This is a genomic window from Paenibacillus sp. yr247 (assembly GCF_900103825.1).
GTDB lineage: Bacteria > Bacillota > Bacilli > Paenibacillales > NBRC-103111 > Paenibacillus_E.
Genome location: NZ_FNIF01000007.1, coordinates 116,914 through 135,201, shown reverse-complemented (window position 1 = coordinate 135,201; position 18,288 = coordinate 116,914). Strand labels below are relative to the sequence as shown.

General features: G+C 48.9%; 21 protein-coding genes. 11 read left to right on the top strand and 10 right to left on the bottom strand.

Annotated features, from left to right (window positions below):
• Positions 1 to 60: 60 nt before the first annotated feature.
• Entirely contained in the window at positions 61 to 975 is a 915-nt protein-coding gene (locus tag BLT91_RS15295) for an ABC transporter permease (RefSeq protein WP_090822354.1), read from the top strand.
• Complete coding sequence (locus BLT91_RS15290) at positions 975 to 1,769, top strand: ABC transporter ATP-binding protein (protein ID WP_090822352.1); 795 nt, start codon at positions 975 to 977, stop codon at positions 1,767 to 1,769. Before BLT91_RS15295 ends, BLT91_RS15290 begins: the two co-directional genes overlap by 1 nt.
• Before the next feature lie 218 nt (positions 1,770 to 1,987).
• Here BLT91_RS15290 and BLT91_RS15285 read toward each other — a convergent pair whose 3' ends face one another.
• Positions 1,988 to 3,466, bottom strand: coding sequence for a DHA2 family efflux MFS transporter permease subunit (locus BLT91_RS15285; protein ID WP_368086808.1), 1,479 nt, complete (start codon positions 3,464 to 3,466; stop codon positions 1,988 to 1,990).
• A 117-nt stretch (positions 3,467 to 3,583) separates the two neighbouring features.
• On the opposite strand from BLT91_RS15285, the gene BLT91_RS15280 reads away from it, so the two are divergent.
• Both BLT91_RS15280 and BLT91_RS15275 read left to right on the top strand, forming a co-directional pair.
• Positions 3,584 to 4,123 carry a PadR family transcriptional regulator gene (locus tag BLT91_RS15280; RefSeq protein WP_090822351.1) on the top strand — a complete coding sequence of 180 codons (540 nt, stop codon included), beginning with the start codon at positions 3,584 to 3,586 and terminating at the stop codon, positions 4,121 to 4,123.
• A gap of 99 nt (positions 4,124 to 4,222) precedes the next feature.
• On the top strand, positions 4,223 to 4,858 hold the full coding sequence (locus BLT91_RS15275) for a DUF2306 domain-containing protein (RefSeq protein ID WP_254776963.1): 636 nt from the start codon (positions 4,223 to 4,225) through the stop codon (positions 4,856 to 4,858).
• Positions 4,859 to 4,882: 24 nt separating this feature from the next.
• Here BLT91_RS15275 and BLT91_RS15270 read toward each other — a convergent pair whose 3' ends face one another.
• From BLT91_RS15270 to BLT91_RS15255, 4 genes are read right to left on the bottom strand one after another with little or no spacing between them, the layout of a single operon-like run.
• Positions 4,883 to 5,065, bottom strand: coding sequence for a hypothetical protein (locus tag BLT91_RS15270; protein WP_090822347.1), 183 nt, complete (start codon positions 5,063 to 5,065; stop codon positions 4,883 to 4,885).
• Positions 5,052 to 5,216 carry an AAA family ATPase gene (locus BLT91_RS15265; RefSeq protein ID WP_217635230.1) on the bottom strand — a complete coding sequence of 55 codons (165 nt, stop codon included), beginning with the start codon at positions 5,214 to 5,216 and terminating at the stop codon, positions 5,052 to 5,054. Before BLT91_RS15265 ends, BLT91_RS15270 begins: the two co-directional genes overlap by 14 nt.
• Positions 5,200 to 5,778 carry an AAA family ATPase gene (locus BLT91_RS15260; RefSeq protein WP_090822344.1) on the bottom strand — a complete coding sequence of 193 codons (579 nt, stop codon included), beginning with the start codon at positions 5,776 to 5,778 and terminating at the stop codon, positions 5,200 to 5,202. The genes BLT91_RS15265 and BLT91_RS15260 overlap by 17 nt, the downstream gene beginning before the upstream one ends.
• Before the next feature lie 16 nt (positions 5,779 to 5,794).
• Positions 5,795 to 6,289: a hypothetical protein gene (locus BLT91_RS15255; RefSeq protein ID WP_090822341.1), complete on the bottom strand. Its 495-nt coding sequence runs from the start codon at positions 6,287 to 6,289 to the stop codon at positions 5,795 to 5,797.
• Positions 6,290 to 6,539: 250 nt separating this feature from the next.
• Between BLT91_RS15255 and BLT91_RS15250 the strand changes: the two genes are divergently transcribed.
• Positions 6,540 to 7,217, top strand: coding sequence for a response regulator transcription factor (locus BLT91_RS15250; protein ID WP_090822340.1), 678 nt, complete (start codon positions 6,540 to 6,542; stop codon positions 7,215 to 7,217).
• A gap of 2 nt (positions 7,218 to 7,219) precedes the next feature.
• A complete protein-coding gene (locus BLT91_RS15245) occupies positions 7,220 to 8,299 on the top strand; it encodes a sensor histidine kinase (protein ID WP_090822500.1) in 1,080 nt (359 codons plus the stop codon).
• A 487-nt stretch (positions 8,300 to 8,786) separates the two neighbouring features.
• Here BLT91_RS15245 and BLT91_RS31630 read toward each other — a convergent pair whose 3' ends face one another.
• From BLT91_RS31630 to BLT91_RS15225, 4 genes are all read right to left on the bottom strand, one after another.
• Positions 8,787 to 8,984 carry an MmcQ/YjbR family DNA-binding protein gene (locus tag BLT91_RS31630; protein ID WP_175532314.1) on the bottom strand — a complete coding sequence of 66 codons (198 nt, stop codon included), beginning with the start codon at positions 8,982 to 8,984 and terminating at the stop codon, positions 8,787 to 8,789.
• A 21-nt stretch (positions 8,985 to 9,005) separates the two neighbouring features.
• Positions 9,006 to 9,389: a DUF2500 domain-containing protein gene (locus BLT91_RS15235; protein ID WP_090822338.1), complete on the bottom strand. Its 384-nt coding sequence runs from the start codon at positions 9,387 to 9,389 to the stop codon at positions 9,006 to 9,008.
• A gap of 60 nt (positions 9,390 to 9,449) precedes the next feature.
• Positions 9,450 to 9,887 (bottom strand): GNAT family N-acetyltransferase, encoded by a 438-nt coding sequence (locus BLT91_RS15230; protein ID WP_090822336.1) that lies wholly within the window; start codon positions 9,885 to 9,887, stop codon positions 9,450 to 9,452.
• 117 nt (positions 9,888 to 10,004) lie between these two features.
• Positions 10,005 to 11,081, bottom strand: coding sequence for a M42 family metallopeptidase (locus tag BLT91_RS15225; RefSeq protein WP_090822333.1), 1,077 nt, complete (start codon positions 11,079 to 11,081; stop codon positions 10,005 to 10,007).
• Positions 11,082 to 11,246: 165 nt separating this feature from the next.
• Here BLT91_RS15225 and BLT91_RS15220 point away from each other — a divergent pair, with 165 nt between their 5' ends.
• Both BLT91_RS15220 and BLT91_RS15215 read left to right on the top strand, forming a co-directional pair.
• Positions 11,247 to 11,972, top strand: coding sequence for an MBL fold metallo-hydrolase (locus BLT91_RS15220; protein ID WP_090822331.1), 726 nt, complete (start codon positions 11,247 to 11,249; stop codon positions 11,970 to 11,972).
• A 15-nt stretch (positions 11,973 to 11,987) separates the two neighbouring features.
• Positions 11,988 to 12,557, top strand: coding sequence for a TetR/AcrR family transcriptional regulator (locus BLT91_RS15215; RefSeq protein WP_141224995.1), 570 nt, complete (start codon positions 11,988 to 11,990; stop codon positions 12,555 to 12,557).
• A 46-nt stretch (positions 12,558 to 12,603) separates the two neighbouring features.
• Here BLT91_RS15215 and BLT91_RS15210 read toward each other — a convergent pair whose 3' ends face one another.
• The gene (locus BLT91_RS15210; protein WP_090822329.1) at positions 12,604 to 13,269 is read right to left on the bottom strand and encodes a DNA-3-methyladenine glycosylase family protein; all 666 of its coding nucleotides are present in this window, start codon (positions 13,267 to 13,269) and stop codon (positions 12,604 to 12,606) included.
• A 168-nt stretch (positions 13,270 to 13,437) separates the two neighbouring features.
• On the opposite strand from BLT91_RS15210, the gene BLT91_RS15205 reads away from it, so the two are divergent.
• From BLT91_RS15205 to glpK, 3 genes are all read left to right on the top strand, one after another.
• Positions 13,438 to 15,447, top strand: a complete 2,010-nt coding sequence (locus tag BLT91_RS15205; protein WP_090822327.1) for a GTP-binding protein — start codon at positions 13,438 to 13,440, stop codon at positions 15,445 to 15,447.
• A 608-nt stretch (positions 15,448 to 16,055) separates the two neighbouring features.
• Positions 16,056 to 16,610 carry a glycerol-3-phosphate responsive antiterminator gene (locus BLT91_RS15200; RefSeq protein ID WP_090822494.1) on the top strand — a complete coding sequence of 185 codons (555 nt, stop codon included), beginning with the start codon at positions 16,056 to 16,058 and terminating at the stop codon, positions 16,608 to 16,610.
• Positions 16,611 to 16,637: 27 nt separating this feature from the next.
• On the top strand, positions 16,638 to 18,146 hold the full coding sequence (gene glpK / locus BLT91_RS15195) for a glycerol kinase GlpK (RefSeq protein ID WP_090822324.1): 1,509 nt from the start codon (positions 16,638 to 16,640) through the stop codon (positions 18,144 to 18,146).
• The last annotated feature ends 142 nt before the right edge of the window (positions 18,147 to 18,288 follow it).

Here is an 18,288-nt window from a genome sequence, read left to right as displayed (position 1 = left end):
CAAACGCTCTCGTCCATAAGGACGGGATAGTCGTTTATCTTTGAGTAGGAGGTTGTCCAAATGATGGATTCAATGAGTGGTGCCGTCGAACTAGGTCTTCTCTATGCGCTGATGGCGCTTGGTGTTTATATCACATTTCGTATTCTCGATTTTCCCGATTTAACGGTGGATGGGAGTTTTACGACAGGTGGTGCTATCGCAGCAATCCTGATCTCTCACGGATATTCGCCACTGCTGGCGTGTGTGGCTGCTTTTGCAGGGGGACTCGCTGCAGGAGCTTGTACGGGATTGCTCCATACGAAGGGGAAAATAAATGGGCTTTTATCAGGAATTCTGATGATGATTGCCTTGTATTCCATCAATATGCGCATTATGGGTAAGCCGAACATTTCGCTTCTTGGAGCAGACACCTTGTTCGCTTCAATGTCGCCGATCGTGGTTGTGCTTACCATTGTTATTGTGTTCAAATTACTGCTAGATGCGTTTCTGCACACCGATCTGGGGCTATCCCTCCGGGCAACAGGGGACAATGCACGAATGATCCGCAGCTTCGGCGCGAACACGGACAAAACTACGATTCTAGGCGTGAGCTTGTCGAACGGGTTAGTGGCTCTATCCGGAGCGTTGATCGCACAGCAGTCGGGTTTTGCCGACATCTCGATGGGGATTGGGATGATCGTGATTGGACTGGCTTCTGTGATTATTGGGGAAGCGATCTTCGGAGCGAGAACGGTTTTTCAAGCGACACTGGCGGCTGTGCTCGGTTCCATCGTGTACCGCATTGTGGTAGCGCTGGCGCTGCGCGTCGAGTGGCTTAATGCTTCTGATTTGAAACTGATCACGGCCATTATCGTTATCATCGCACTCGTGCTGCCGTCTGTGCAGCGAGCCATTAAGCAAAAGGCAACAGCTAAACGGCGCTCGGCTGAACTGATCGCTCTCGCTGTGCAATTGAATAAGGGAGGTGATCGCTGATGCTTCAGCTCTCGAACGTTTCCAAGCTATTTAACCCCGGTTCAGCTGATGAGAAAATCGCGCTAATCGGCATTAACTTGACCCTGAAGCCCGGCGACTTTGTCACGGTCATAGGCAGCAACGGCGCCGGTAAATCAACGCTGATGAACATCATCTCCGGCGTCATGACGCCGGATGCCGGCGAAGTGGCTATCAGCGGCGAGGTCATCCACCACCTGCCGGAATATGAACGTAGCCGTTGGATCGGCCGCGTCTTTCAAGACCCCATGGCGGGGACCGCTCCTCGAATGACCATCGAGGAGAATCTCGCCATGGCTTATGCCCGCGGTAAGAAACGCGGGCTAAGCTTCGGCGTCACCGCGCGCAAGCGCGCGCTGTTCCTGGAACAGCTGCAGCGCCTAGGCATCGGCCTGGAGGGCCGTCTGCGCGCGAAGGTGGGTCTGCTCTCCGGCGGAGAGCGTCAAGCCCTCAGCTTGCTGATGGCGACGTTCACCAAGCCGCAGATTCTGCTGCTTGATGAGCACACTGCCGCGCTAGATCCCTCACGCGCGGAGCTCATCACACGATTGACCGAGGAGATCGTGCGCGAAATGAAGCTGACCACGCTCATGGTCACGCATAACATGGAGCAGGCGATTCGTCTAGGCAATCGCCTGATCATGATGGATAAGGGCCGCATCATCCTTGATGTGAGCGAGGAACGGAAGAAAGACCTTACCGTGGAGCAGCTGCTCGGTGAGTTCGAGCACATCAGCGGCAACAAGCTGTCGGATGACCGCGTGGTGCTGGGTTAAAACATAGAAAGCCTTCGGCATGGGGAAGTGTTCCTTTGCCGAAGGCTTTTTCTGAATTTTTTTTGGAATTCTTAAATAGGTCTAGCTGAGGATCTGCTGAGTGTATACGAGCAGTGGGAGAAGGAGGATGGAAACAAGAGAAAAAGTCCCTACCATGCTGCTGATGCGCAACCACAGTAAAGACTTTTATATGGAAAATTTCTAGTAAGCTTTATTTCTTAATACTTAGCTGCTTTTGGTCGAACGGCAGCTATCGCTGCTGGAGATTCTTTCTCTATCGACCGCTTGCCAACGAACAAGCTAAGCGGCAGCGCAGCTAGCACGATGAACGTGGCCAGCAAGTACACATCATTCACACTCATAGTAAATGACTGCATCCCAATCTGTACCTTGTCCTTCAAGCCACTGCTGACCAAATCCTTGGAATGTGCAGCAGTTTGAGACGACAGGACAGAGGTGAAAAGAGCAATTGCAAAGGAGCCGAACACATTGCGAACCCAGTTGCTGATCGACGTGGCATGACCGGACAACGTTCTCGGAATTTGCTCCATCCCTGCATTGCTCGATGGCATGGTGGCAAAGGCGATGCCGAGGTTCCGAACGATCATCCAGAACACGATATAACCACGCGATACATCGACACTTAACCAGCTAAGCGTTAAGGTCCCTATAGCAATTAAGGAAATACCGATGAATATAAGAACACGCGGACCAACAATGCTATATAGTTTGCCCACAATTGGCATGCTCAGTGCCATCACTAATGAGGCAGGAAGTAGGATCAAGCCCGTATCAAGCGGTGTGACGTGCTGAATATTTTGCAGAAAGATAGGTGTCAAAAAAGTTCCTGAATACAAACTAATCGTGACGATACTAGAAATAATTAGCGTTAATGTATAACGCGGATTAGATAATACACGAATATTCAGCAGCGGCGTTTCCACCCGCAGTTCTCTCCAGACGAAGAGCAGAAGAACGAGAATACCTAGTGCGAACAGCCCGACAACTCGACCTGATGTCCATCCCCAAGCATGACCTTGAGAGAAAGCGACGAGTAAAGAAAGACTGCTGGCTACAACCGTTAATAAGCCGAGAAGATCAAACTTTTTAGGTACAGAAAGTCGGTAGTAAGGAATCAATTTCAGTACCAGAAAAGTGGCAATGATACCAACAGGTACGTTCATGAGGAACAACCAATGCCAGCTCCAATTTTGTAAAAGCCATCCGCTCAAGGTAGGACCAATGGCAGGTGCCATCATCGCTGACAAGGACCACAGGGAGATCGCAATTGGCTGCTTATCCCTCGGTATCACTTGGTACACAATGGTCATGGTCGCGGGCATAATGAGTCCGCTAAAGGCCCCTTGCGCAATACGGAAGGCAATGAGTGATGAAGCGTCCCAAGCAATCGCACATAAAAGAGAAAAAACGGTAAAACCAATGAGTGCTAAAGCATATAGCCGTTTATAGCTGAATCGCTCACCAAAATAGCCCGTAATGGGAGCGATTGTACCGCTTGCGAGCATGAACCCTGTAATCGTCCATTGAATTTTGCTTAAATCGGTCTGGAAATGTTCACTTAAAATTGGTATAGCAATATTAATCGTGCTCATACTCAGGATCGCAACGAATGACCCGAAGAAGATCGCAATCATGATCGGCCAGAAACGCACTTGCTGTAACTCATCCTTACTCAAAATGGTGCCTCCACTCTATCCATTGATCTTATAAGTAGTATTCTCTATAATTTGAATGAAATCATCATACTACCCAAGCAAGATATATGTCAATTGTGACATAATAAAGGAGTTTTAATGAATACCCTTTCATATGGATTACTTAGCCTTTTAACTAGAAATTCTCGAACTGGCTATGAACTTATGCAGCACATTCAACCCTTTTGGCCAGCCAAGCATAGTCAAATCTACCCTCTCCTTGCTCAATTAGAACAGAAGGGGTACGTCGAATTTGTACATGTTCCACAGTCAGATAAACCGGATAAAAAGGTATATACGTTAACACATATTGGCAGGGAAGCACTAAGGCACTGGATTGCACAGCCTACGGATGAGCCGGTGACTCGAGATGAGTTGGCGCTGAAGGTATATTGCATAGGTCTTGTAGACAAAGAACAGGCGCGGAAAGTACTTCATGAGCGTGAGGTGTACTATCAGGAGAAGAAAGAGCGCTTCATGAAGTCCTATGAACGAATCGAACAGGAGAGTGTTAAGCCGCCCGAGGATTTGGAGATCGATGATCCGCTTTTCGGCATCTATGTACTGGTACAGAAAGCGACATTGAAAGTAGACGCGGACCTGTTTTGGTGCAAATGGATGAAGTCTAAGCTGAAGTGATTTTAGACACTTTAGATTTATTTAAGGAATTAGTAAGAAGGCTTTTAGATGAAGGAGTTAAAATAACAGAGGAGTGATGATCATAAACGGGGGTTGGATATGAGTAAAAAGCTAGGTATTTTCTTTGCAATAATCATTTTGGGCGTGGCGATTGCCGCGGTATTTCCCTATGTCACCTTAAATCCTGCCAATAGCCGAGTAACATTAAACACCGCCTTTTCTTTGCATTATACGGTTCTCGTTTTACATATTGGGTTCGCTCTGGTTGCTCTGGTCAGCGGCTTATTCCAATTTCATGAGCGCTTCCGTGCCAGTTATCCAGCATGGCATCGGGCTTTAGGGCGCATATATGTCATTAGCGTTATGCTGAGTGGGCTCTTAGGGCTTGTATTGACCTTTTACAGCGAAAGCTTTACGAAGGCCATGGCATTTCTAACGCTGAGTCTACTTTGGTTATTTACAAGCTGGAAAGGCTTTCGATTCGCTGTCAAAAGGCAATTTCATGAGCACCGCATATGGATGATTCGCAGCTATGCCATCACATTAGTCGCCACATCGGCAAGACTGATCGTCCCTGTCTGTATTTTGTTGTATTTGGGTATGCATGGGTTCCATCTTCCGGAAGGCGGTCGTGAGCAAATGATCGCTAACATTCTCGAAGTGAACATCTGGATCGGTTTACTTATTAATCTATTCATAGTGGAATGGTTCCTGTTAAAACCTCGGAAAGTTTAGTAGTTTAGCCTTATCTTTTACTTTTTAAGATGATGCAAGGATATTTTCTTGCTGAAATTGCCATCCCCCGGGCTCATCTCCACGTTTGGTTAAACGTCTATGCAGCGTTTCCGCTGAAGCTGTGAGGCAGAAATGAAAGACATCCTCATCCACACTTTTGAATTCATCATAGAAATAGTCGAAATTTTGACGTTTATAAATCGTCATGGGCGAAACGGTCTTCTACAGCCACTAGTTTTCTAAACATATAACCGATTTCTTCCGGATCAAAAATTATGCTGTTTGGCATGAGGGGCAGAAGCCTATTTGCGGCTGTCGTCTTTCCTGCTCCAAAAGCGCCATTAATGATTATTATCATGGTATCCCTCCTTCAACTTCTGCCGTAACCAGTCGAGAAGCATTTGACTCCCTTTTTCCGTCCTTTGAGAACCATTGATAATCAAATTCGCATGCCACCGAGTAGGTTCAACAAACTCATCGTGCCGGTGACGGACCAAATCTAGATATTCTGTGATGACTTCTTCTTGTGTGTATCGTTCTACGGAGAATTTATCTATTCGCCTGACAAGCCTGTCGTCCGATTGGCAATCAACAAATACCTTGTAGTCGATAAGCTCGTGTAATTCAGGAAAATGAAACAATAAAAATCCTTCAATAAGGACAAGGTCATACTCCTTACTATGTAAAGCTTGATTAAATTGATTGATGACCTGATCTATATCGATTGCAGTCGGGTGATTAAAATCTTCGTACTCCTTGCCTGAGAATGGTGCGATGGCAATGGGTCTTTTCTTCTTGTAATACTTGTCCATGTGTATAACTTTTATTTTATAGTTTGTAAGTGCGTGAGCTAAATAGTTGCTTATAGTGGTTTTACCACTGCCAGATCCTCCGGCAATACCTATCGAAATGGGCAGCATGACAGTTCTCCATGTATCATTTATTTAAATTGCCAATTTCCTGAATGACCGTTTGGATCTTCTGCAGTCGGATATACTCGGATTTTTCCAACTGGGGTCGGAAATAAGCGTATAGGTAGGCGGCGTCATGGAAATCCAGTCCGGGATAGCAAACAACTTCTTGTACGACTTGTGGGTTATCCATAATGACTTGCCATTCGCCTGTGCGATCCGAGTGCGAAATGGAAGATAAGACATGTTTCTTCGCTGCTACTGTAGCTTCGAGTTCTGACCAGATGCATGCCCACGAGGGGCTGAAATTGACCGGTTCAGGGAACAGGCGGCTTGCTTTGGCAATGCTGTGCTCAATGCCTGCGATGTCCGCATCCGCAGCGGTTTTGATCGCCTCTGTAATACCGTCCAGAAGGCGGCGGAACGCGGAGTAACCCTCGGATAGGACATCACTTTGAAACGCTGCTTCTGCTTCGGCGTTGGGAAGCATTTTAAAATCGGCATACGTGTTATTTACCATACAGTTATGTACCCCCAAACGGTTCCTTTCTCAAAATGTATCACAAATTATTTTCCAATAAAAGCCCTTACATGTTGCATTGCCCGCTTTGGTTTAAATTCAGTTTATAAATGTCGCTTATGCTAATTTCATTCCATGGCGATCGAATAAGGAATCGGTACTGCAGCAATCCGGATTCGTCTAAACAAGCTTGCTGTTGTATGCTAGAAAAAATAAAGTAGAAGATTTAAAAAAGCGAGGCTGGATGCAAATGGCTCCAATTCTGATCGTAGATGATGATCCTTATATACGTGAGCTGGTCCGTGTCTTCATGCTGAACGAAGGCTTTGATGTCATCGAAGCCTCGGATGGCGCGGAAGCGCTCAAACTGCTCGAAACCGTCCAAGTTGACATGGTAATCATGGATATTATGATGCCGAATATGGACGGGTGGGAGCTGTGCAAAGAGCTGCGGGAGCATTATGATATCCCGCTGCTCATGCTCACCGCCAAAGGCGAGACCTCGCAGAAGGTCAAAGGCTTCGAGCTGGGCACGGACGATTACCTCGTCAAGCCCTTCGAGCCTGTGGAGCTTGCGATGAGGGTGAAGGCGCTGCTGAAGCGTTACAAGATCGCTTCATCCCAAATCGTCCAGGTCGGAGACCTCAGCATGAATCGTAAAACTTATGAAGTAACTGTCGGTTCCGAGAGCGTCACCCTGCCTCTCAAAGAATTTGAACTGCTCTACAAGCTGGCTAGTTACCCGAGTAAAACCTTTTCGCGCGACCAGCTTATTGAACAGATTTGGGGCTTCGATTATGAAGGCAACGAGCGTACGGTGGATGTGCATATTAATCGGCTCCGGGAGCGGTTTCCGGAGGAGCGGCATACTTTTCGGATCGCGACAATTCGGGGGCTCGGCTATCGGATGGAGGTGATGCGGTCATGAGTATGAAGAAGCGAGTGAAGTTTGTGAAGAGTAAGATGACGCGAGCTCAGCGGGTGCGTGGCAGTTTATTTGCAATTAGCGTTTTTATACTTATTATTGTGTACTGGTTGGCAGCCTTCTACGGAACAGAGTGGCTGTACACGCATTTCAACAAGCGTCCCTCTGAGGTCATCGTCCAACTCATTAACTGTGTTAGCGGCATATTTCTTTGGGGGATGACGATGGCTTTTTTGGGCAGGTTTTTCCGCAGTCAGCAAATGAAATTTTTTCAAACGATGATTCATGCGATTCGAAGTATGTCCAGAGGGGATTTCAACGTGTCTGTCGATAATAACCCGCATAACGGTCCTTTCGTGGAACTGGTCGATTCGATCAACAACATGGCGGTTGAATTAGGGCAGTTAGAGAAAATGAGGCAGGAGTTCATCTCCAACGTATCCCACGAAATACAGTCGCCTCTAACCTCGATTAGCGGTTTCTCGCGTGCTCTGCAGAATGAGCAGATAACCCCTGAGGAACGTAAGCATTACTTAGAAATTATTGAAGCCGAGAGTACACGGCTATCCAAACTTAGTGACAATTTACTGAAACTGTCATCATTAGAATCGCAGCATCACCCTTTTGAGCCGAAAAGTTACCGGCTGGATAAGCAAATACGCAATCATATTCTAGCTTGTGAACCGCAGTGGGTTGAGAAAAACATCGAGATGGATATTGAGCTGGAGGCGGTTACGCTAACAGCTGACGAGGACCTGATGAGCCAGGTATGGACGAATTTGATTCATAACGCGATAAAATTTACGCCCAGTGGCGGTACGATTGGCGTCCATGTCACCAGCAGCGGGGAAGAAGTCGTCATTCGAATATCGAATAACGGAGCTTGCATATTGGAGGAAGATCTACCGCATATCTTCGAGCGGTTTTATAAAGCGGATAAATCCAGAAATCGGACGTCAGGCGGCAATGGACTTGGCCTGTCTATTGTGAAGAAGATCATCGATATGCATCAAGGTTTTATTTCCATAGACAGCGGACCTGATGAAAAGACAACGTTTACGGTTCGGTTTTCTTTACCAAAATAAGAACGTGAACGCAAATAGGGCCCCCGCTTATCTATGATAACCGGAGGTCCCTAAGGTTCACTTATGGTATTCAATTGTACCTATACACACTCCAATCAAACAACTGACGTTGCAAATTACGACTTTACCTACTTGCGGATCCTTTCCTCGAATAAACGCTATTCACATTTACCGCTGCTGGGTTCCCACATGCCCGATGAACGTAGACCGTTCCCGCACCTTTTCTTCTGTCGTTTGAAGTAAAAGTGGGCATGTTTCGCTAACATGGTCCATTGGACTATCCCCTTTCAGAATCTAGAATATCCTGCGCTCCTATTAGGGTGTCGTACCGTCTGTGCGACTTGTCCTTCAAGTGAGCCTGATCTCACTATAGCCCATTGTTATAATATTGTAAATATTCAGATTATTTGCTAAGAATCAATTTTTGCTGACTACTTCAGGGTATTCTTTGAATTCCTCGCGTATGCGTTGTTTTTGGATGATATTCTCATTTTGTTTTTGATTGCTGCTGGTTGAGCAGTTGACCATCCGTCTCTCCCATCATCACGAAGGGCTTATCCTTCACACGGAAAGTGGTATGACCGAAGCCATCCACCTTTTCTTCTACTTCCGGCAGCTCGCTGCAGAAAGTCCTAACTTTGGAGAGTAATTCTAATCCTTTGACGGTTACAAACTGATGTGTCATACGACGCACTCCTTACGAATTTTATGAAAGAGGACGGACGAATTCTTTGAACCTTGTGCCTTGATAAGTAAGTATTCCCTGATCGCTCTCTACGATATAACCAAACTGCTGCTGCCCCACCCGTAACTCCAACCGGCTCCGATCCTCGAATTCAAAGGTCGCATAATAACTCGTACTCGCACTGGAAGCGCCGGAGCCTCCGCTGACCTGCATTTTTTTGGCTACGACCTTGCATTTGCGGCTTTGGATAGGGGAGGCATTGTTGGATGACCACAACATAAATCCTTTGATAAGGATAAACAAAATAAAGCCGATTATAAGAACAGCGAAGATTGTAAAGAGAAGTAAAAAAAGATTACCGTGACTTTCAATAGGAAAAGGTCCTGTGCTAAGCCCAGTTGACATGGCATTCACTCCTTAGCGTTTTCGTAGACTGGCATCATAACGATATACCCTGTCAATTAACTATAGAAATCGCTTGACGAACCGATAACCCGTTTCATGAAAACCTAACGGTTCATTGGCGGCCCGTGTTTCGTCGTTCTTCTCTGACCCTGTGATCCACCACATACCGGAGCAATCGTGCTCACTGGTAAGCTGCTCAGCATAGCTTTTTAATTTATCGGCTGCTGCTTGGCGGCTCTTCGTTTCATCCACAGAAATGACGGAGATTTCACTGAATTTCAAAACGGTATCGGTGCTATGGCGAATGCGAAAGCCTAATGTACCAAGAATTTGATTCTTCTCCTCGTACACATAGAGCAATTCATCAGGGTTCTCACGCATAAAATGCAACCTATTTTCAATGTGTAAAGGGGAAATGGCCTTGCCGGTGCGCTGGGAAACAAAAGTACTGATTTCTTTAGTATCCTGGGAGGTAGCTTCACGAATGATATACGTCATAATCGTCCTTCTTTCTATTAATCCAATGAGTTCTGTTAATTATACCATATATTGGAACATCAGTTCTACATTTGTATGAGAAAAAGCCCGCCATGGAGGCGGGCTAAAGGGAAGTGATCACGCTTGCGAATGGATCGTATTCAGCGTAGAGCGATCGCTCGCTTGCACGAGCTTAATGAGCAGTTCCTTCGCGGCGGCATAGTCTTCCACGTGAAGAATCGAAGCGGATGTATGAATGTAGCGCGCGCAGACACCGATGACGGCAGAGGGAATGCCGGTGCCCTGTACATGCACCTGTCCGGCGTCTGTCCCGCCAGCCGAAATAAAATACTGATACGGGATCTTATGCGTCTCCGCCGTATCAAGAATGAATTCGACCATCCCACGGTGGGTGATCATCGTGGGATCGAAGACACGCAGCAGCGCGCCGCGCCCCAGCTGCCCAAAGGCATTGCGGTCGCCGGTCATATCACCGGCGGCGCTGGCATCCAGCGCGTAGAACAAGTCCGGCTGGATGAGATTCGCAGCCGTGCGTCCGCCGCGCACGCCAACCTCTTCCTGTACGGTAGCACCGGCGTACAGGACATTAGGGAGCTTCGGCCCACCGTGAAGCTCCTTCAAGAGCTCAATCGCCAGGCCGACGCCGTAGCGATTGTCCCAAGCCTTGGCCATAATCCGCTTCGGATTGGCCAGGGGAGTGAACGGGCAGATGGGGACAATCTGCTGCCCGAGACGAACGCCGATGCGCTGTGCATCGGCTTTATCTTCCGCGCCGATGTCGATGTACATCGTCTTGATGTCGGCAGGCTTGCTGCGTGACGCTTCGTCCAGCAAGTGCACAGGCACCGAGCCGATCACGCCGATGATCGGCCCTTGCTCTGTCATGATCTGCACACGCTGTGCGGGCAGTACTTGACTGAACCAGCCGCCGAGCGGCTGGAACTTGATCGTACCGTGATCGGTGATGCCGCTCACGATGAAGCCGACCTCGTCGAAATGGCCGGCCACCATAATTCGCGGGCCTGTCTCATCGCCACGCACGACGCCGAACAAGCTGCCGAGTCCATCCTGGACGAACTCACTCGTATACTTTTCCAACTCGCCGCGTACAAATTTGCGAATTTCTCGTTCAAAACCGGGTGCTGCTTGCAGTTCAGTCAGCGTCCGGAAAAGCTCCAACGTTTCGGTATTCATAAGTAGGATCCTCACCTTATCAAAAAATAGGTTCAAGCTATGGGCAGCATAAGATTTATTTTACCATAAGGAGATAAAAAATGATTGTTAGGCGGCTACCCTCTTTACAAAACTAATAATATTAGTTATTATACTAATATAATTAGTAAATGGGAGGCGTTTTTCATGAAGATTACGCGTATCGGTGCTTTGTATCAACTGGCTTTTATGCCGAGATTTTTTCCGGTGAATTGTTATTTGGTGGAGGAAGAGAAGGAATTAACGCTCATTGATGCGGCGCTGCCGTTCAGTGTCAAAGGCATTCTTCAAGCAGCTGAACAGATTGGAAAACCAATCACTCGCATCGTCCTTACGCATGCACACGGAGACCATATTGGAGCACTCGACGGTTTGAAAAAGGTGCTGCCAGATGTTACGGTCTACATTTCGAGAAGAGATGCCAAGCTGTTGGCGGGCAATAAGGAACTAGAAGCTGGCGAACCGAATTCACCGATTAAGGGAGACGTTCCGAAGTCTGTACAGACGAAGCCGGATGTGCTGCTGGAGGATGGTGACCGCGTAGGCTCGCTGCAAGCTGTAGCTGCTCCTGGACATACGCCAGGGATGATGGCCCTTCTGGATGTGCGTAGTCGGGCGTTGATTGCCGGAGATGCTTTTCAAGTTCGTGGCGGTGTTGCGGTTTCGGGTCTAATGAAGTTCTGGTTTCCGTTCCCGGCTATGGCGACGTGGAATAAAGAAGTGGCCCTGGAGAGTGCGCGTAAGCTGAGACAACTAGAGCCTAGTGTTCTCGCAGTAGGACATGGGCGGATGATTGAACAGCCGCTGACTATAATCGATCGCGCCCTGGAAGAAGCGGCGAAGAAATTTCACTTAGAAGCAGCAAATATTTAGAGACGAGGGACTCCCGTGGCATACCGACAAGGATTAGACGCAGAAACGGTACTTCAGGCGGCTATTGAAATGGCTGACGTACAGGGTGTTGAGCAGCTGACATTAGCGGCATTAGCAGCCAAATTGAACGTAAAAACACCGTCACTCTACAATCATATTAAAGGCTTGCCTGACCTCAGGAAGCAGCTTTCTCGGCGGGGACTAATGCTCATTAAAGAGGCAATGGTCGAGGCCGCTATTGGCAAAGCGGAAGATGAAGCGCTGCTAGCGGCAGGCTTCGCTTATGTCATTTTCGCTAGGAAGCAGCCGGGACTCTACGAGGCAATCTCCTCATTGCCCGACTACGAGGATCCCGAGTTGAAGGAAGCAGGCAGCCAAGTTGTACTCTTTTTACTGCGCATTTTAGCACCCTATGGACTCAGCGAGGAAGATGCGCTGCACGTGGTACGCGGCTTTCGGAGCATGGTGCATGGGTTTGCCTCCCTCGAACACAGAAACGGCTTCCGCATGGAGCTGGAACGAGATGAGAGCTTGCATCGAATGCTAAAGACGTATTTACGAGGATTGCGAACAGCAGCTGAATGAGAAAAAGCGCGAGAGGCCGACCCTGCTTCTTGCGCTTTTTTGTACCTCAAACGATGCCTGATTTCGTGCATGCTTCCACCTGTAGACCTGAATCCACATAGCCACTATCAATAGCACGCCATAAATACAATGAGGCAAAGCTGCGATAGGGTGTCCAGTTCGGGGCAATTTCGCCTAAATAGTTACCGTCCTTGCGATCAGCAAGGGTATGCAGCCACTTAGCTGCACGCTGAAGGCCGGCATCGCCAATTGACATGACATCGGGTCTGCCCAGTGTGAAAATGAGAAACATTTCGGCGGTCCAAGCTCCAATGCCTTTGACACTTGTGAGCTGTTTCAGCAGCTCTGCGTTATCTAATTCATGAAGATTATCGAGGATAACCTCGCCGTTCATCACCTTACTGCTGAGATCGCGGATGTAGCGGATTTTGGGATAGGAGACTCCGCATTGCCGAATGGCTTCTTCTTCTGCGGCGAGTACGAGCTCAGGTGAGATGATCGGCAAGATGACCTTCACTCTTGATTTGATTGTCGCAGCAGCTTTTGCGGAGAGCTGCTGGGAAATAATCGACATCACGAGTGACTCAAAGGGTACATGGCTAGGTGTAAGTGTAAGATCACCAATGAGTTCAATGAGACTAGCTAACTTGCTGTCTGATTGGGATAAGGCTGTGATCGCTGGATGGTGTTTATTCAGCAGAATCGTTTCCATAGTGTGGGATGCCTCCTTAGATTCAGTATATCCATCATAATGCTCATAACGCTATTCAGACTAGCAGAATTTGTAAAAAGACATTCTATGACAGACAAGCTTATCCTTTTTGTACGCACTTTTAGTATAATGACAGTAAGATAGTGATAGAAAGGGATCCGAGCTTTGATGAGGGATGAAAATCGAGCAATATCTAGAAGAAATGTGGGCATTTTTGCGCACGTGGATGCAGGTAAGACGACAACGACAGAGCATATTCTTTATCATAGCGGGCGAATTCGCGCGCTTGGTAGTGTAGATAACGGAACTGCGCAGACGGATTCCATGGATGTGGAAAGAGAGCGGGGGATTTCGGTTCGCAGCGCAACGACCTCTTTTTCATGGAAGGATACGTTGATTAATCTTGTAGATACGCCGGGGCACGTCGATTTCTTATCGGAGGTGGAGCGTTCGCTTCGGGTGATGGACGGGGCTATTCTCATTGTTTCTGCGGTAGAAGGTGTGCAGTCACAGACGGAAATGATCTGGCACACGCTGCAATCACTCCAGATACCAACCTTGCTATATATGAATAAAATGGACCGTGTCGGCGCGGATCCTGAGCGCGTGCTGCGTGATATTCACAAGCAGCTCACGGAGATGGCGGTGCCGATCTATGCACCGCTGGGCAGGGAAGACACGTTCCGCGGCGCGGTGAACGTGTTGGTGGATGGGGCGGCGGAGGCTGACTCCGCAGATGGTGTGCGCGGATTTGACTTCGCATCCGCGGTGGAGAAGCTATCGGAGCTCGACGAGCGGATGCTCACGAGCTACATTGAAGGCGCGCCAGTTGAAGCGCGCGAGGTGAAGGCAACCCTGCAGCGGTATGCGCGGCAGGGGGCGGCTTTTCCTTTGCTGGTGGGCGCCTCCAGCAAAGGGTTGGGTATCAAGGAGCTGATGGAAGCGATCCTTGATTATTTGCCTGGGCCGAGCGGCTCTGCGGAGCAGCCGCTTTCGGCCGTGGTGTTCAAGGTCGAGCGGGACAAGACCATGGGGAGAATGGCGTACGTCCGCCTCTACGAGGGGACAATTCGTAACCGGGACACCATTGTCAATGCCACGCAGGGCGTGGAAGAGAAGGTGACCCAGATCCGCAAAATCGACGGCCGCAGAGCCGAGGATATCGGTTTTGTTGCTGCGGGCGATATTGCTGCCGTTTGCGGCCTGACGCAGGTGCGGATCGGCGATGTGCTGGGCCGGGCGGATAGCGTGCCGCCAGCGCCGCGGATGGCGGTCCCGCTCTTGACCGTGCAGGTGCATGCCGAGAGCGAGGCGCAGTATCCGGCGCTTGTCGCAGCGCTGCAGGAGCTTACGGACGAAGATCCGCTGCTTGATCTGCAGTGGCTGCAGGAGGAGCGTGAGCTGCATGTGAAAGTCATGGGCGCGATTCAGCTTGAGATTCTCACGAGTCTCTTGCGTTCGCGTTTTAATCTCCAAGCAAGGTTCGATCAACCTTCCGTTATCTACAAAGAGACGCCTTCGCAAGTGGGAGAAGGCTACATTGCCTATACGATGCCCAAGCCGTGCTGGGCCATCTTACGTTTTCGCATCGAGCCTGGTGCGCTGGGCAGCGGGCTCGTGTATGAGTCGCTGGTACGAGGCGAGCATCTGCTCGTGCAGTACCAGAACGAGGTGGAGCGCCGCGTGCCGGAGGCGCTCCAGCAAGGGCTGCTCGGTTGGGAAGTCACCGATTTGAAGGTGACGCTCGTCGAGGGCGAACATCACGTGTGGCACACTCACCCGCTCGACTTCGCAGTTGCTACGCCGATGGGCATCATGAAAGGCCTTGCGCAGACGGGTACGACGCTGCTCGAACCGATGCTGCAGGTGCGCATCACCGTGCCAGAAGAGTTCGGCGGCAAGGTGCTCAGTGACCTTGTGCAGATGAGAGCGGCTTTTGATCCTCCGCACATTGCAGGAGGCAGATTCGTAGTTGAAGGGCGTCTCCCTGTCGCTACGTCACTGGAATATCCAGTGAAGCTGAGTGCGATGTCCGGCGGAAGAGGTGTGATTACCTCCTCTTTCGCAGGCTATCAGCCTAGTCCGCCGGACGTTCATGCGGAACGTAAGCGGCGCGGGGTCAATCCGCTCGATCAGTCAAAGTATATTTTGGCTGTGCGTAAGGCGTTGTCGACTTAAGTTAATTGGCTTTCATCATTGACAGGCTGTAAGCGCCTCAGTACAATGAAGGTAAGTTAATAATATGTGACGGAGAACAGGAGACTCACTTGGATTGCCCATTGAATATCATCGGCAATACTTGGTGAGTTTTTTTGTAATTTCCGCTCATTCTGGGGCAAGCAGGAGCAGAAAATAACAAGCAGGAACAGCGGTGGCAGTCAGCAGGATCAAACTTTGATGTAAAAAGTACAGCGAATTTCCCCAATATTGAGGTTTTTACGCGAAATCATGCAAAAAGTGCATCAAATTCGTGGAATACTCCCCGCTTTCGTTAAAAATGGGGATATTTGATGTAGAAAATACATCATTGCTGCTCAGAATCGAAAATACGTTCTGATTTGCCGTACTTTTTGCATGATGTTGTTGCAGCTGAAAGATCGTCCACTGTTAAGCGCATCTAGGCGTCTGTTTCGATTACTTGGAGTAGCTAACTCTGGGCCCGTGGACCACGGGAGTAGGGCCACCGGGAGGATTTTTTGAAGCCGTTGGACGAGTAGGCGGTGGCACGCAATAAATTTGCCTGGGGAGGCAACGGGTTCATTATCCAAGAAACGGAGGCGATGGTCATGGATTTGCAAGAGCAGCGTATTTTACCGGCCATTCGCAAAATGAGAGACTTAGAGAAATTATTTAAGTCTAATTATTCATATATTGTCCTGCTCGACAGTCACATTGGGCAGCTGAAAAGCATCGTGGATCTAGGCAGAGCTAACGGAAAAAAGCTGCTTCTGCACGCTGACTTGATTGAAGGGCTGAAAAACGACGAGTATGCGGCTGAATTTCTATGTCAGAGTATTCGTCCTGCCGGTATCATTTCGACCCGGGGAAATGTGATCACGAAGACGAAACAGAATGGTTTGATTGCCATTCAGCGGCTTTTTCTCCTAGATAGCAGTGCCTTGGATAAAAGCTACACCCTCTTGGAGAGGACGAAGCCCGATTTCATTGAGGTGCTTCCCGGTATCATTCCGCACATTATTACTGAAGTGAAGGAACGTTCGGGCATTCCTATTTTTGCGGGTGGACTCATTCGTTCTGTGGAGGATGTGGAGCTTGCGCTAGGAGCCGGGGCAATAGCGGTGACTACGTCAAATACTGAGCTGTGGCAGCACTATCATTAATGATCCTGAACATTTGGAGGCATAGCAATGGCAACTACGGGGACAAAACCTTCTTATATCCTTTCCCTCGATCAGGGAACAACAAGCTCGAGAGCTATTTTATTTAATCAAAAAGGGAGTATTGTGCATATAGCCCAGCAGGAGTTTAAACAGTATTTTCCGAAGCCGGGCTGGGTGGAGCATGATGCGAATGAAATTTGGCTGTCAATTCAGGGTGTCATGGCAACGGTTTTATCGGAATCTGGGGTACAGCCTGTGGAGATCGCGGGAATTGGCATCACAAACCAACGGGAAACAGCAGTTGTATGGGATCGGAACACGGGGATGCCCGTGTATCATGCGGTTGTTTGGCAGTCACGGCAGACAGCTGAGATTTGTGAGGCGTTGAAGGGGCAGGGGCTTAGCGACCTGTTTCGGGAGCGTACAGGGCTGCTGATTGACGCTTATTTCTCAGGAACCAAAATCAAATGGATTCTCGATCACGTGGAAGGTGCCAGAGTGAAGGCGGAGCGTGGAGATTTGCTTTTTGGGACGATGGATACGTGGCTGATCTGGAAGCTGACAGGCGGCAAGGCGCATGTGACGGACTATTCGAACGCCTCGCGTACGCTCATTTATAACATCCACGAGCTGAAGTGGGATGAAGATCTGCTAGGGTATTTGGACATTCCAGCTACTATGCTGCCGGAAGTTCGCTCCTCGTCTGAGGTGTATGGCTATACGCAGGAAAGCCTCTTTTTTGGTTCCGCAATCCCAATTGCGGGTGCGGCGGGGGATCAGCAGGCAGCTTTGTTCGGGCAAGCCTGTTTTGAAAAGGGGATGGCCAAAAACACGTATGGCACAGGCTGTTTCATGTTGATGAATACGGGCAATCACATCATTCCATCGCGCAGCGGATTGTTAACTACCATTGCTTGGGGATTGAACGGAAAAGTGGAGTACGCGCTCGAAGGCAGTATATTTGTGGCAGGATCAGCCATTCAGTGGCTGCGTGATGGGCTGAGGATGATTAAATCTGCTAAAGACAGTGAAGATTACGCGAAACGTGTTACTTCGACGGACGGTGTGTACGTGGTCCCGGCCTTTGTCGGGCTGGGTACTCCTTATTGGGACAGCGATGTTCGCGGCGCGATATTCGGGCTGACGCGGGGCACGTCGAAGGAGCATTTCATTCGGGCAACGCTCGAATCACTTGCTTATCAGACCAAGGATGTGCTTCAAGCGATGGAGGACGATTCCGGCATTCAGCTTACGAAGCTTCGGGTCGATGGGGGTGCTGTGATGAACAATTTCCTCATGCAGTTCCAAAGTGACATGCTGGGCGTAACGGTAGAGCGTCCGGTAATTAGTGAGACAACGGCACTTGGCGCGGCCTACTTGGCGGGTCTGGCTGTTGGTTTTTGGAAGGATCAAGCAGAAATTGCGGCGCAGTGGCAGGTGGATGAGGCTTTTGAACAGGCAATGGAAGCTGAGCTGCAAGCGAAGTTATATGGCGGCTGGAAAAAAGCAGTAAATGCCGCAATGGCTTTTAAATAAGCGTATGCAATGATATACTGATAACAAGTTAATATTTGGTTGGAGACTAGGAGAAGCCACAGCGGCCTATACGTGTAAACGTGTTAGGTATGTTGTGGTTTTTATTTTTTTATTTACGCGAGGAGAGATTAGGGATGACAGT

What these genes read in the sequence shown, in the direction of transcription:
- BLT91_RS15280 (WP_090822351.1), top strand. Translation starts at nt 3,584, where the DNA reads ATGAATACCCTTTCATATGGATTACTTAGCCTTTTAACTAGAAATTCT.
- glpK (WP_090822324.1), top strand. Translation starts at nt 16,638, where the DNA reads ATGGCAACTACGGGGACAAAACCTTCTTATATCCTTTCCCTCGATCAG.
- BLT91_RS15275 (WP_254776963.1), top strand. Translation starts at nt 4,223, where the DNA reads ATGAGTAAAAAGCTAGGTATTTTCTTTGCAATAATCATTTTGGGCGTG.
- BLT91_RS15210 (WP_090822329.1), bottom strand. Translation starts at nt 13,269, where the DNA reads ATGGAAACGATTCTGCTGAATAAACACCATCCAGCGATCACAGCCTTA.
- BLT91_RS15200 (WP_090822494.1), top strand. Translation starts at nt 16,056, where the DNA reads ATGGATTTGCAAGAGCAGCGTATTTTACCGGCCATTCGCAAAATGAGA.
- BLT91_RS15230 (WP_090822336.1), bottom strand. Translation starts at nt 9,887, where the DNA reads ATGACGTATATCATTCGTGAAGCTACCTCCCAGGATACTAAAGAAATC.
- BLT91_RS15250 (WP_090822340.1), top strand. Translation starts at nt 6,540, where the DNA reads ATGGCTCCAATTCTGATCGTAGATGATGATCCTTATATACGTGAGCTG.
- BLT91_RS31630 (WP_175532314.1), bottom strand. Translation starts at nt 8,984, where the DNA reads ATGACACATCAGTTTGTAACCGTCAAAGGATTAGAATTACTCTCCAAA.
- BLT91_RS15270 (WP_090822347.1), bottom strand. Translation starts at nt 5,065, where the DNA reads ATGACGATTTATAAACGTCAAAATTTCGACTATTTCTATGATGAATTC.
- BLT91_RS15260 (WP_090822344.1), bottom strand. Translation starts at nt 5,778, where the DNA reads ATGCTGCCCATTTCGATAGGTATTGCCGGAGGATCTGGCAGTGGTAAA.
- BLT91_RS15220 (WP_090822331.1), top strand. Translation starts at nt 11,247, where the DNA reads ATGAAGATTACGCGTATCGGTGCTTTGTATCAACTGGCTTTTATGCCG.
- BLT91_RS15225 (WP_090822333.1), bottom strand. Translation starts at nt 11,081, where the DNA reads ATGAATACCGAAACGTTGGAGCTTTTCCGGACGCTGACTGAACTGCAA.
- BLT91_RS15295 (WP_090822354.1), top strand. Translation starts at nt 61, where the DNA reads ATGATGGATTCAATGAGTGGTGCCGTCGAACTAGGTCTTCTCTATGCG.
- BLT91_RS15265 (WP_217635230.1), bottom strand. Translation starts at nt 5,216, where the DNA reads ATGATAATAATCATTAATGGCGCTTTTGGAGCAGGAAAGACGACAGCC.
- BLT91_RS15290 (WP_090822352.1), top strand. Translation starts at nt 975, where the DNA reads ATGCTTCAGCTCTCGAACGTTTCCAAGCTATTTAACCCCGGTTCAGCT.
- BLT91_RS15235 (WP_090822338.1), bottom strand. Translation starts at nt 9,389, where the DNA reads ATGTCAACTGGGCTTAGCACAGGACCTTTTCCTATTGAAAGTCACGGT.
- BLT91_RS15205 (WP_090822327.1), top strand. Translation starts at nt 13,438, where the DNA reads ATGAGGGATGAAAATCGAGCAATATCTAGAAGAAATGTGGGCATTTTT.
- BLT91_RS15245 (WP_090822500.1), top strand. Translation starts at nt 7,220, where the DNA reads ATGAAGAAGCGAGTGAAGTTTGTGAAGAGTAAGATGACGCGAGCTCAG.
- BLT91_RS15255 (WP_090822341.1), bottom strand. Translation starts at nt 6,289, where the DNA reads ATGGTAAATAACACGTATGCCGATTTTAAAATGCTTCCCAACGCCGAA.